The organism is Bacillus sp. USDA818B3_A (genome assembly GCF_009928415.1).
In the GTDB taxonomy this organism is placed as follows: Bacteria; Bacillota; Bacilli; order Bacillales; family Cytobacillaceae; genus Neobacillus.
Genome location: NZ_JAABNN010000005.1, coordinates 281,022 through 293,264, shown reverse-complemented (window position 1 = coordinate 293,264; position 12,243 = coordinate 281,022). Strand labels below are relative to the sequence as shown.

General features: G+C 40.9%; 12 protein-coding genes, 1 pseudogene and 1 riboswitch. Of the genes and pseudogenes, 11 read left to right on the top strand and 2 right to left on the bottom strand.

What is annotated here, in order from left to right; all coding sequences use genetic code 11:
- Positions 1–886: IS21 family transposase (istA, locus tag GXK58_RS12620; protein WP_160723318.1), on the bottom strand; the 886-nt coding region annotated here is incomplete at its 3' end.
- A 248-nt stretch (positions 887–1,134) separates the two neighbouring features.
- Between istA and GXK58_RS12610 the strand changes: the two are divergent.
- Positions 1,135–1,360, top strand: a pseudogene (locus tag GXK58_RS12610) (sigma 54-interacting transcriptional regulator); the annotation flags it as partial.
- A gap of 321 nt (positions 1,361–1,681) precedes the next feature.
- Here the strand turns inward: GXK58_RS12610 and GXK58_RS12605 are convergent.
- Positions 1,682–2,515, bottom strand: coding sequence for a cobalamin-binding protein (locus tag GXK58_RS12605; RefSeq protein WP_160723316.1), 834 nt, complete (start codon positions 2,513–2,515; stop codon positions 1,682–1,684).
- A gap of 114 nt (positions 2,516–2,629) precedes the next feature.
- A riboswitch (cobalamin riboswitch) is annotated at positions 2,630–2,816 on the top strand.
- A gap of 169 nt (positions 2,817–2,985) precedes the next feature.
- Here GXK58_RS12605 and GXK58_RS12600 point away from each other — a divergent pair.
- Genes GXK58_RS12600 through GXK58_RS12555 form a run of 10 tightly spaced genes read left to right on the top strand, consistent with a single transcriptional unit; the run spans position 2,986 to position 12,238 of the window.
- Positions 2,986–3,945: an ABC transporter substrate-binding protein gene (locus GXK58_RS12600; RefSeq protein WP_160723314.1), complete on the top strand. Its 960-nt coding sequence runs from the start codon at positions 2,986–2,988 to the stop codon at positions 3,943–3,945.
- On the top strand, positions 3,911–4,969 hold the full coding sequence (locus GXK58_RS12595; RefSeq protein WP_160723312.1) for a FecCD family ABC transporter permease: 1,059 nt from the start codon (positions 3,911–3,913) through the stop codon (positions 4,967–4,969). The genes GXK58_RS12600 and GXK58_RS12595 overlap by 35 nt, the downstream gene beginning before the upstream one ends.
- Before the next feature lie 2 nt (positions 4,970–4,971).
- Positions 4,972–6,438 carry an adenosylcobinamide amidohydrolase gene (locus GXK58_RS12590; protein ID WP_160723310.1) on the top strand — a complete coding sequence of 489 codons (1,467 nt, stop codon included), beginning with the start codon at positions 4,972–4,974 and terminating at the stop codon, positions 6,436–6,438.
- A complete protein-coding gene (gene cbiB / locus GXK58_RS12585) occupies positions 6,435–7,418 on the top strand; it encodes an adenosylcobinamide-phosphate synthase CbiB (protein ID WP_160723308.1) in 984 nt (327 codons plus the stop codon). The genes GXK58_RS12590 and cbiB overlap by 4 nt, the downstream gene beginning before the upstream one ends.
- On the top strand, positions 7,375–8,454 hold the full coding sequence (cobD, locus tag GXK58_RS12580; protein WP_160723306.1) for a threonine-phosphate decarboxylase CobD: 1,080 nt from the start codon (positions 7,375–7,377) through the stop codon (positions 8,452–8,454). The genes cbiB and cobD overlap by 44 nt, the downstream gene beginning before the upstream one ends.
- Positions 8,433–8,996: a bifunctional adenosylcobinamide kinase/adenosylcobinamide-phosphate guanylyltransferase gene (locus tag GXK58_RS12575; RefSeq protein WP_160723304.1), complete on the top strand. Its 564-nt coding sequence runs from the start codon at positions 8,433–8,435 to the stop codon at positions 8,994–8,996. The genes cobD and GXK58_RS12575 overlap by 22 nt, the downstream gene beginning before the upstream one ends.
- Complete coding sequence (locus GXK58_RS12570) at positions 8,993–10,501, top strand: cobyric acid synthase (protein WP_160723302.1); 1,509 nt, start codon at positions 8,993–8,995, stop codon at positions 10,499–10,501. Before GXK58_RS12575 ends, GXK58_RS12570 begins: the two co-directional genes overlap by 4 nt.
- The gene (cobS, locus tag GXK58_RS12565; RefSeq protein ID WP_160723300.1) at positions 10,498–11,286 is read left to right on the top strand and encodes an adenosylcobinamide-GDP ribazoletransferase; all 789 of its coding nucleotides are present in this window, start codon (positions 10,498–10,500) and stop codon (positions 11,284–11,286) included. The genes GXK58_RS12570 and cobS overlap by 4 nt, the downstream gene beginning before the upstream one ends.
- Positions 11,235–11,855, top strand: a complete 621-nt coding sequence (locus GXK58_RS12560) for a histidine phosphatase family protein (protein WP_237389649.1) — start codon at positions 11,235–11,237, stop codon at positions 11,853–11,855. Before cobS ends, GXK58_RS12560 begins: the two co-directional genes overlap by 52 nt.
- Positions 11,807–12,238 carry a bifunctional adenosylcobinamide kinase/adenosylcobinamide-phosphate guanylyltransferase gene (locus GXK58_RS12555; protein WP_160723298.1) on the top strand — a complete coding sequence of 144 codons (432 nt, stop codon included), beginning with the start codon at positions 11,807–11,809 and terminating at the stop codon, positions 12,236–12,238. The genes GXK58_RS12560 and GXK58_RS12555 overlap by 49 nt, the downstream gene beginning before the upstream one ends.
- The last annotated feature ends 5 nt before the right edge of the window (positions 12,239–12,243 follow it).

The following is a 12,243-nucleotide window of genomic DNA, read 5'->3' as shown; positions in this document are numbered from 1 at the left end:
CGAATAACTCTGAAATCGCCCATTCCTTTTGGTAATGCTTCCTTTCGCGGTCTTTCTCCGCCTTGGCCCATAACTCTTTATTTAAATCATCTAGATTCAGGACATGCAATCCTGGTAAGAGAAAGTTATTCCGGACATACTTGACCATGGCCTCTACATGACCTTTCTCGTTTCCGCTATTTGGATTGCAGAACTCACACTCGAAACCATAATGAAGAACGAAGTTCTGGAATTCCTCTGTTAATTGCCGTTCGCCATTTGGTAGTATTTTCTTAACGGCAGGTGATAGGTTGTCGAATCGTATGGCTTTTGGCACGCCCCCCATATGGTGGAACACTCTTTTCATCCCTTCAAGAAAACACTCTTTGTTTTGAGAAGGGAATACTTGAAAATAAAATGAATTACTAAATGGGAAGGAAACTACAAGGTATGGCAAAACGATATCTGCCCCTCCGTAAATAAATGGTGCTTCCCCGAAATCTACTTGTGCTGTCCCAGGGACAGATTCTAATGGAAGAGCAGCCTCATCTACCACATTGAGGAACTCTTTTTTTCTCATAGAAACATACTCCCGAACCGTACGATCAGAGCCTTTAAAGCCATGGTTATCTTTTAACAAATCCCACATTCTCTTGGCGGTTCTACGAAACTTCTTTTTCTTTTTCATGTCCTCCTTGATCCATTCATCAATGATTGTCTTTACAGGCCCTAATACCGGAGCTATCCTAGTTTGCTTTTTCTTTGGCTTTTGGTTGAAATCCTCCATTTCTGCATACTTCTTTATAGTTCTTGGATCTCTTCCAGTTCTATTTGCTACATCTGAATATGTACAGTCTTTATTGTTAACTTCATGTCTGATATAATTAATTTCGGCCACTGCCAACATCTCCTTAATACCTCCTGCGCTTGTTTGTCCCAACAGGAAGTGTATGTGTATTTTGGAATGTTGACAAGTGGTTTTTTTATTTGTTTAGCCCCTAGAAGCCAACACAAATTAGGTGCCATATCCTACATTTTTATGATGCCATAAACATAGTTATCATGACGCTTGCACGTTCATAACGACCGGCAAAGAATTGGAATAAGAGTTCAAATCCTATTTTTGTGAATGGAACGTAGTAAGTCTAAGTAACTCGAATGGATGGCCCATTTATTTCATTAAATCGCTGAGCGATTCCGAAGAACTTATGTGGAGTGAGCTTTCGGCTATGTCGAAGGGGCTTTTACTGGAGCAAGGCGACAAGGGTATAAAGGGAAATTTGAATAGGCTCAGAAGGAGAAGATCTTTCATGATGAGATAGGCGAAATTCCCCATTCCATGCAAGTGGCCTTATTGCGTGTACTTCAGGAAAAGAAAGTTTTTTACAGTAACCCACCATGTTATTATGAAAATCAGGAGGGACGGTTCTAGAGGTTCACTGTTAAATAAATGGTGGACCGGAGGAATCGTCCCACTAGTATCTTAGGCTTTCCACTTTTCATACAAATACTTCAATCATTTTTTCAGTTTATAGCTTACAAATAAAAATCCGAATAAGATATGGTTGAAATCCCCACTGGCAATTTCAAAATTATTTGGAGAGTAAAGATGCAATAATTGCTAAGATGCCGGTCTTTCATTGACCGCTATTTTGGGATGAAGAAAATACTTAAAATACGGAAGGAACCTCTACTTTTCTCTTCAAGGTTTATCAAGTGAAAAATCAGTTAACAAGTCATCCCTATCATTAAATTCAGGATAAATGTCTGGATGCAGGATAAACCCAATTTTAGCCAACCCGTTTATTAGTCGGGGCGATGGTCTGCAAAAAAGGGGTTCATCCAGAATGAAAAGTTGATTGTTTTTGATGGCGTTCATATCATCCCAACCTGGACGCTTAAGGATTACTTTTGGGTTAACCTTCTCTTTTTGAACTCCTACCCATACAACACATATAACATCTGGATTTCGAAGTTTTACGTCTACCCAATCTGTTTGGACATTCGCCTCTGCTCGGTCTTCAAAAACGTTTCTTCCTCCTGCAAGTCTGCTGACCTCGGTTAGCCAGTTCTCTGCCCCAGGAGTGAAAACGGGCTTCGCCCACCACTCCCAATAAAGTGTTTTATGAGTATGTACTTTATGACTTAATGAGTCGTAATATTGAATAATTCGACTGAACTTTTCGTATAATTCTTTTGCTTTGTCATCCATTTTCGTTGCTTTTCCGACAAACAAAAAACATTCTCCGACTTCTTGTAATGTCTTCGGGTTCGGTACTATGACATATGGGATCTTGCGTTTTTCCAGTTCCATTATATTTTTTTTCATCCCGGGAACGGAAAGGGAGGCTAAAACTAAATCAGGTTGTAATTCCTCGACCTGATCCATGTCAATGTCCAAATCCGGACCTAACTTTGGTAATCCTTTGATTTCTTCCGGCCAATCAGAATAATCGTCTACTCCGATTAGTGACGAGGTTAACCCTAAATATGCTACTAATTCAGTATTGCTCGGACAAATAGAGATCAATTTCAATTTACTTCCCCCGCAAATAAATATTATTGCCCATGCCGATGGGCTAATAGTCTACTACTTTTTAAAAAAACATGTACAAATGGATAATTTTATATAATAATAACTTTAGCATAAAAAAATAATTTCACAACAGGTGCTAGAATCAATTGGGGTTCTAGCTTAAAAGGGAAGTTGGTTAAATTCCAACGCGGTCCCGCCACTGTAAATGGGAGCAGACTATAATTGACCACTGTCGAAAGATGGGAAGGTATAGGAAGCGATGATCATGAGCCAGGAGACCTGCCTGTTTATTACGCCAAAACCTACGCGGATAGGAATGTGTGGCATGTTAGACTCTATACTATTCTGTATTTGAATCTACCCATACCAACATCTCCATGATCTCATGGAGATGTTTTTTTTTTCGGACAAAAAGGCTTTGGCTTGATTACTTTTCATTATGCTAAAAAACAAAATCAGGAGGAATCGAAATGAAAAAATTGTATTCACTGTTGTTGATTACACTCTTAACAATAGTTTTGCTGGCAGGTTGTGCCGGGGCAACGAAACAGACGCAGGAAGGAAAACAGGCTGATTCAGCAAAGGTAACTTCAACCTTTCCAGTAACAATTAAGGATGCATTAGATAATGAAGTAGTGATTAAACAGAAACCTGAGAGAATCGTCTCTCTTATGCCAAGCAATACAGAAATTGCGTATTCTTTAGGGTTAGGGAAGGAAATTGTAGGTGTATCCGATTATGATAATTATCCGGAAGACACACGGAATAAAGAAAAAATTGGCGGACAGGAATTTAACACGGAGAAAATTATTGGATTAAAACCAGATCTGGTTCTAGCTCATGCTTCATCAGCCTTGATAGTGAAAGATGCACTAAAGCAGTTGAAAGATGCCGGCATTCCAGTTCTTGTTATTGCGAATGCCGAAAACTTTGAAACCGTTTATAATACGATTGATATGATTGGAAAAGCAACGGGCACAAACAAAAAAACGGATGAAGTGATTAAAGGAATGAAGGATAAAATGGCTGCTATTCAGGAAAAAGCAGCATCGATAAAAGATAAGAAAAAAGTATATATAGAGGTATCTCCTGCACCTGATATTTATACAACCGGAAAAAATACATTTATGGATGAAATGCTTGCATCCATTCAGACTAAAAATGTGGCAGGCGATCAACAGGGATGGATTAAAGTAGATCAGGAAGCGATTATTCAAAAAAATCCTGATGTTGTTATTACTACATATGGATATTACGTTAAGAACCCTGTCGAACAGGTGTTATCAAGAAAAGGCTGGGATAATATTAACGCGGTAAAAAATAAACAAGTCATTGATGTGAATTCAGACATTATGAACCGCCCAGGTCCAAGGGTTGTTGAAGGAGTAGAGGCGCTTGCAAAAGCAATCTATCCGGATGTTTTTAAATAATAAATACATGGCCTACGGGGCGGCAGGAGTCTTCCTGCTATTATCTGTGCTATTGGGAACATCGATTGGAACGGTGAATGTTCCCATTATAACCATTATCAAAATACTAGGATCCAAACTTCTTGGGCTGACTACAGAGCGAATGGATCCAATGTTCACCAATATTGTTCTGGACATTCGCTTGCCCAGGGTGATATTATCCGGTCTTGTTGGGGGAGCCCTCGCGATTGCGGGGGCGGCTTTTCAAGGCTTACTAAGAAACCCATTGGCAGATCCTTATACATTGGGGGTTTCTTCCGGTGCATCAGTTGGAGCTGTTTTCATACTATTCTTGCAAATTTCAATTCCATTTCTTGGTTCCTTTACCTTACCCGTAGTTAGTATCTTTTTTTCGCTCATTACTATCTTTTCTGTCCTTACTTTTGCACGAAAAATTGAGCGTTCAATGAGGATGGAAACCATTATTTTAACAGGAATTATTTTCAGTTCATTTCTTGGAGCCATTATATCCCTGTTGATTGCCCTGACAGGTGACGAACTCAGGCAAATTATCAGCTGGCTTTTGGGTAGTGTTTCGATGAGGGGATGGGCGTACATCAAGATGATCCTGCCGTTTTTTATGATTGGCTCGGTTATCCTGGTTCTGAACGCAAAAGAATTAAATGCGATGTCGTTTGGAGAGGAAAGGGCGCAGCATTTAGGTGTTAACGTTCAAAAAAGAAAACTAATCATTCTGATATCCGGTTCTACTTTAACAGGAGCCGCCGTTGCCGTTTCGGGAACGATTGGTTTTGTAGGACTTGTGATTCCACATTTGGCCAGATTATTATGGGGACCTGACCATCGACATCTCCTGCCATTATCCATTTTATTAGGGGGCGGGTTTTTAATCATAGCGGATCTTATTTCAAGAACCATCATTTCTCCGACGGAGTTACCAATTGGAGTGATTACAGCGCTTATTGGCGCACCGGTATTTGCAATCATTCTTTTACAAAGAAAAAAGACAGAAAGAGGTGGGTAAGAATGATCAGTGTTCAGCATGTTTCCGGCGGTTATACAAGTGAGTCCGTCCTTACGGATGTTTCTTTTGAAGTCGGTACAGGGGAATTGTTTGGAGTCTTAGGTCCAAATGGAAGCGGAAAGACTACATTGTTAAAAATTCTTAGCGGAATTTTGCCGATTCGAGATGGTGAGGTTTTCATAAAGGGAAAAAGGCTTCAGGAGTACACGACTAAACAGCTGGCGCGGATGGTTGCCGTTTTATCACAGCATTCTTCGCAATCCTTCTCCTATACGGTAAAAGAAACGGTTTCACTCGGACGCTATGCCCATCAACAAGGCTGGTTTCAATCGTGGAGTAAGGAGGATGAACAGGTTATCCAAAGGGTTATGGTGCAGACAGAGGTATCTTCTTTACAAAATAAAAATATACTCGAACTTTCCGGGGGGGAGAAGCAGCGTGTTTTTTTAGCACAGGCACTTGCCCAGGAGCCTGAAATCCTTCTTCTAGATGAACCGACAAACCATTTGGACCTCTCCTATCAAAAAGGATTATTGGATCTTCTTAAAACTTCGACGATTGAAAACGGCTTAACGGTAGTTTCTATTTTTCATGATTTAAATCTTGCCGGGCTTTATTGTGATCGGATTCTATTGTTAGAAAAAGGATCCATTAATATACAACATATACCGAATGAAGTACTGAAAGAAGATCGGATCCGAAGAGTATTTCATGCTGAGATCAAGAAACATCCACATCCAAAAGTCGCTGCACCCCAGATGGTTCTGCTTCCCAATTTGGAAAGGATAAAACATTCGGTGAAAATTGATGGGGATTTGCTTTCTTTTTCCAAGGAATACATTGAATTATCAGCTCCCATAGCGTTACGTACCATGTCTTCAGCTGTCTTGGGTTCAGGCGTGGGGTGGTATCAAAAATTTGTAAACCGGCATGTTGATAAGAACTATAATTGCGATGATTATCGGGAAGAAATGTCTGCTTTCCTTAAAGAAAATGGATTCGAACCGGCAGAGACAGTCGGGATGATGACCGCTGTTTATCTCGAGGATGTGGTATATCAATTGTATGAACAGGATGATCTATCAATCTTTGTTGTTGTTACTGCCGGTGTCAGCAATGCGATTGATGCTTCGAAAAGTGAAATCCACTCCTTTGAAAATATACCTGGAACCATTAACACATGGATTTTCGTCAATGGTGAACTGACAGAGGAGGCATTCATTCAAGCCATTATGACTGCAACCGAAGCGAAAGGGAAAGCCCTGTATGATCAAAAGGTCATCGACAAGGTCACGGGAACGATTGCGACTGGTACTTCAACCGACAGTATTTTAATAGCCGCCACTCAGGAAGGGAAATGTCAAGAAATTGCCGGAACAATTACGCCCTTGGGTAAACTCATTGGTAAAGCAGTTTATGAATGTACGACCAAAGCAATCCAAAAATCACAAAAAAGGATGCGCAGATGATGGTATATCATTTAATTTCGATTACAATCGCGTATCTCCTTGATTTGGTAATCGGCGACCCGCCAAATTGGCCACATCCCGTTAAATGGATGGGCAGCATGATTTCGTTTTTGGAAAAGCGTTGGAATAAAGGAGAAAGAAAACGCTTGAAGGGAACGTTCATGCTGCTAACCATTTTATTGGTAGTTTTTTTGATTAGTACTTTCTTTGTTTTAATAGCTTATAAACTTCATCCTGCACTTGGAATTCTACTGGAGAGCATGATGATTTCAACGACCATTGCGCAAAAAAGCTTAAAACAAGCCTCTCTGGAGGTTTATCGGCCGTTAAAAGATGGGGATCTGCAAACAGCCAGAGTAAAATTATCCTATATTGTCGGCCGGGATACTGATACGTTGGATGAAGCGGAAATTGCCCGCGGTGCCATAGAGACTGTCGCGGAAAATACAAGTGACGGGGTCACAGCGCCTATGTTTTGGGCATTATTGGGCGGCGCACCGCTTGCCATGGTTTATCGGGCAACCAATACATGCGATTCCATGGTTGGTTACATAAATGAGCGTTACAAGGAATTCGGTTTGGCATCAGCGAAATGGGATGATGTGATGAACTGGATTCCGAGCCGTTTGACAGGAATGATCATGGTACTGGGGAACAAGGTTAAAAAAACTAGCTTTCATGAAGCATGGACCGTCTTGTTTCGCGATGCCAGGAAGCACCCAAGTCCGAACAGCGGCTGGGGAGAAGCTGCTGTTGCTTCAATTTTGGGAATCCAACTGGGAGGGATTAATTATTACAAAGGTTTGGTATCGAATCGCGCAAAAATGGGGGATCCCATTCAACCGATACAGTCGGTGCATATCCGGCAAGCTAATACGATATTAAGTAAAACCGTTTTTTTATTTTTACTTTTTTTATGGGCAGGAGGGATGATCCTTGAAATGGCCATCACATGGTTCGAATCCACAATACTTATATGAAGCAATGGGTATACCGCTTCCAGAACGGTATCTTGATTTTAGCGCCAATATCAATCCACTTGGTCCTCCTGATACATTGAAAAAGAAGTGGCAGGATATTTTTAAAGAGGTCATGGTGTACCCTGACCCATATGCGTTAACGTTGAGGGAACAAATCTCAAAAAAGGAACAGATCCCAGTCGAGTCATTGCTGGCTGGTAACGGTGGAGCCGAGCTTATCACTTTACTAGCGAGAATGCTGGAAGGGAAAAAAGTGTTGGTGATTCAGCCCACATTTTCCGAATATGAGCAAGCATGCAGGGCCAATCGCTGCGAGATGATGACTCATCAATTAGAAGCACCAGATTTTGATCTCAACCTTGATCAAATCTGTTTAAAGTTGCAGGATGCAGATGCCATTTTTTTATGTAATCCCAATAATCCTACTGGAGTTGCCTATTCGGCATGCGATATTCTTGCGCTTGTCGAAGAATGTGAAAAGCAAGATTGTTTGTGTGTCCTGGATGAAGCCTTTTATGACTTTCTGCTGGACTATCAATCGTTAATGCCATACATAAATAAATTTTCCAATCTCATCATCATCCGGTCTATGACCAAAATGTTTGCCATTCCGGGAATTCGTCTAGGCTATGCCGCGGCAAATCCGGCCATTATTTCCAAATTGCAAACCTTACAATCCCATTGGAGTACCAATGCGATTGCTTTAGCAGCGGGGGAATTGTGTGTCAAAGAGGAAGCCTTTATAAAAAGGACCCAGGCCTTTATTGCCAATGAACGAAAAAGGCTATTTAAGGATTACAACCAACAGGAGTTTACCGTTTCAGCTTCTAAGGTGAACTTTTATTTACTTCAGGATACCTATTTAGATGGCCAATTTCCGTTATTTGAATATCTCCTGAAAAAAGGAATTATTCCACGCCACACCTTTAATTTTTCTGGGTTAGAAGGGAAATGGTTGAGATTTGCCATTAGGAGCAGTCAAGAAAATCAGCAGTTATTGGAGGTGTTGCACCAATGGCGGATACAGCATCATTGATCTTCATTACTGGCGGTGTCAGAAGCGGCAAAAGCCGTTTTGCTGAACGGATGGCTGAGATAATCGCTGCTCGGTCGGGCCGAAACCTGTATTATATTGCGACAGGTGTGCCATTTGATTCCGAAATGAGAGAACGAATCAAAAAACATCAGCAGGATCGTGAAAATCAAAAGGTTCACTGGAATACCATTGAGCAGTCTATAAGTATTGGGAATCTGGCTGACCAAGTTCATGACCGGGATATTTTGTTACTTGATTGTGTAACCACTTTATTAAACAATGAGCTCTATTCATCTAGGGATATAAGCGAACAAGTAGTATATGACAAGATGATAACCGGAATATTGGCATTAAAAAGACAAGCAGGGACCTTGATTGTTGTCAGTAATGAAGTTTTAAACGAACCAATAGTAGATAATGTGCTGGTACAAAGCTATAAACGGTTGCTAGGGTCTATTCATCAGAGATTAGTAGAGTCATCGGACCAAGCTTATTTAGTAGAAGCGGGAATTCCGATTGCCATGAAGAAGGTGATTACATGAAAGGCGTTATGATTCAAGGAACCGCATCGGATGTGGGAAAAAGTTTAGTTGTGACGGCTATTTGTCGAATGTTTGCAAATGAAGGCATCAAGGTTGCCCCTTTTAAATCGCAAAATATGTCAAATAACTCTTACGTCACTGTGGATGGAAAAGAAATCGGCAGAGCCCAGGGAATACAAGCGGAGGCGGCCTGGACAGAAGCAAGTGTATGGATGAACCCGATTTTATTAAAACCAAGATCGGATATGCACTCAGAAGTCGTCTATTTAGGAAAAGCAACCAAAACATTATCTGGACGGGAATATAGAGACAGCTTTTATGAAAAAGCGCTTGAGGTAATTAGGGAATCTATATCCCAATTGGAAAAACAATACGATTTCATCGTGATAGAAGGGGCTGGCAGTCCAGTAGAAATCAATTTAAAAGACCGCGAGATAGTAAACATGAAAGTTGCCGAAATGGCAGATGTCCCGGTAATCCTCGTTGCCGATATTGACCGTGGCGGGGTGTTTGCTAGTATCATTGGTACACTTGAATTGCTTGAACCGGAGGAAAGAAAAAGAGTTACCGGTATCATTATTAATAAATTCCGCGGGGATCTTACATTATTTAATGATGGGATCCGCTGGATAGAAGAGAAAACAGGCATCCCGGTTTTAGGTGTATTTCCATATATGGAAAACCATATGATTGATGGGGAGGACTCATTATCATTAAGCAGGCATTTCACCAGCAAAAAAAATGCAGCCCTTGATATTGCGGTGATTCAACTTCCGTTTATTTCGAATTACAGTGATCTTGAGCCGTTTTTGTACGAAGAGGATGTTTCACTGCGCTGGGTGAAAGATGCTTCGGAATTTGGCCAGCCTGATGCTGTCCTCATACCCGGAACAAAAAGTACAATCAATGATTTGCACTATTTAAGAGCAAAAAATCTGGAAACATCCATTCGAAAACATATAGACGATGGTGGTTTTTTGGTCGGAATTTGCGGGGGTTATCAAATACTTGGAGAAGAATTAATCGATGAATCAGGTTCAGATACTGGGATAACCAACAACTGTGTAAATGGATTGGGAATGATTCCTGCAAAAACCTTTTTTAAAAGTGAAAAAGAAACCATTAGGAAAGCCGCATATCTTCACGAGAATACCGGATTGTTGAAGAGTCAAAGGCTAGAAGGATATGAGATTCATTTAGGCCGTACGATATTAACGCAGGAGGGATGCTCCTTTCTCCAATCTTCGGAAGGAAAAGCAGATGGCTTCTACGGGGTAAATGGCAAAATCATTGGTACGTATCTTCACCATTTGTTTCATAATGATGAGTGGAGAAATCAATGGTTGAACAGGATTCGTGAGTGGAAAGGACTTTCAAGCAAAGAAGCATTTTATATCAAAGATTATAAGGATCTAAGGTTTGATGAATTGGCCCGGAAAATGAAGGGAAATCTCAACTGGGATCTGCTTAACCAAATTATCAACCAATGGAGTCAAAGAGCATGAAATGGATGACTGGGCTGTTGATTAACCTGCAATTTTTTACAATTGTCCCAATTAGACTGGAACTTCCAATGGGCCAAGACCATTTACGGAGTGCGGTACGAACTTTTCCATTATTAGGGTTATTGCAGGGGGTTTTTTATTCCTTCCTTTTGTATGCTGTGACGAACTGGATGCCTTTCTCCCATTTAGCTGCTGCATTTCTTTTGTGGCTGGCAACCATTGTGCTTACTGGGGGAATCCATTTGGATGGCTGGATGGATGCAAGCGATGCCTATTTTTCCTATCAGGATTGTGAAAAAAGACTTGAGATTATGAAGGACCCAAGAACTGGTGCCTTTGGAGTCATTTCCATTATTGTTTTATTAAGCTCCCGTTTCTTCTTTATCTACGAGGCAGGAATTAACATCCATTTGGAGGGCTATATCCTGATTGCTGCATTGCCTTTTTTTGGCAAGAGTATCATGGGTACCGTACTGTTAACCGTTCAAAGTGCAAAAAATGAAGGGCTTGGACAATTGTTTCAAGCTGCTGCCACAGTCAAAACGCTGTGGGTTTATCCTCTGTATATTATGACTTTTCTTTTATTTGCCGTATGTTTAGGGGGAAGTTTTATTTCTATGGGGATTTTTGCCCTTGCTGCCATGATTTGTTACTTGCTATGCCGCAGGAATGCCCTTAAGTGGTTTGGCGGGATTACCGGTGATGTGCTTGGGGCTGCGGTGGAAGGGACTGAATGTATTTTATGGATGACCATGTGGTTATTGCATTATTTCGTCATGGGCTAACCGAAGAGAATAAAAGAAAAGCATATATGGGCTGGAGTGACTCTCCGTTGTGCCCGGAAACGCAAAATTTAGCGACAACCAGGACATATGAGTGTTATTTTTCCAGTGACCTGCAACGGTGTGTAAGAACAGCCAATTTAATGTTTGGAAATGCAGAAATTTTCCATTTAAAAGAATTAAGAGAAATGAATTTTGGAAAATGGGAAGGAAAAACGTATGAAGAATTAAAGGATGAAGAGCTATACCGACAATGGGTTGATGACCCCATTACTATACATCCGCCAGATGGAGAATCTTATCCGCAATTCAGCAAAAGAGTTCAAAATAGCTGGAATCAAATAACTCAAATGCTTCTTTCAAAAAACATTCGGCGCTGTGCCTTGATTACACATGGAGGCGTCATACGGCTTCTTTTAGAAAAATTTGCACCGGAAGAAAAGCCATTTTGGAGCTGGAACGTGCCTCACGGAACAGGGTTCGAACTTATTTTTGAAAAGGTAGCGCTTAGGAGGAGAGAACGTTGCACTTTATTACAGGAGGTGCCTATAACGGGAAAAGAGCTTGGGTGAAAAAAACATATGGGCTTCAAAAAACGGACAGTTGGTTGTCCGCATATGAAAACCATCAGATTCCAGAGAATGTAGCCCATGATCGGGATTTTCTCATATTGGAAGGAATCGAGATTTGGTTAAAGTTGTTAACAGAGAAGGACGATATACAACAGTCTCGTAACTTTTGGAATAGATACTTGGATAACTGGCTGGAATGGGAAAGAGAAAAGGCTGACCGAAGTTTAATTGTGATTGGAACGGATATTACAAAGGGAATTGTCCCACTCGAAAAGGAAAATCGGATTTGGCGTGACCTGACTGGATGGGCGTTTCAAGATACGGCTGCTAAGGCTGAAAAAGTGGACATCATCTGGTACGGGCTTAATATAACCTTTAAATAAGGAGG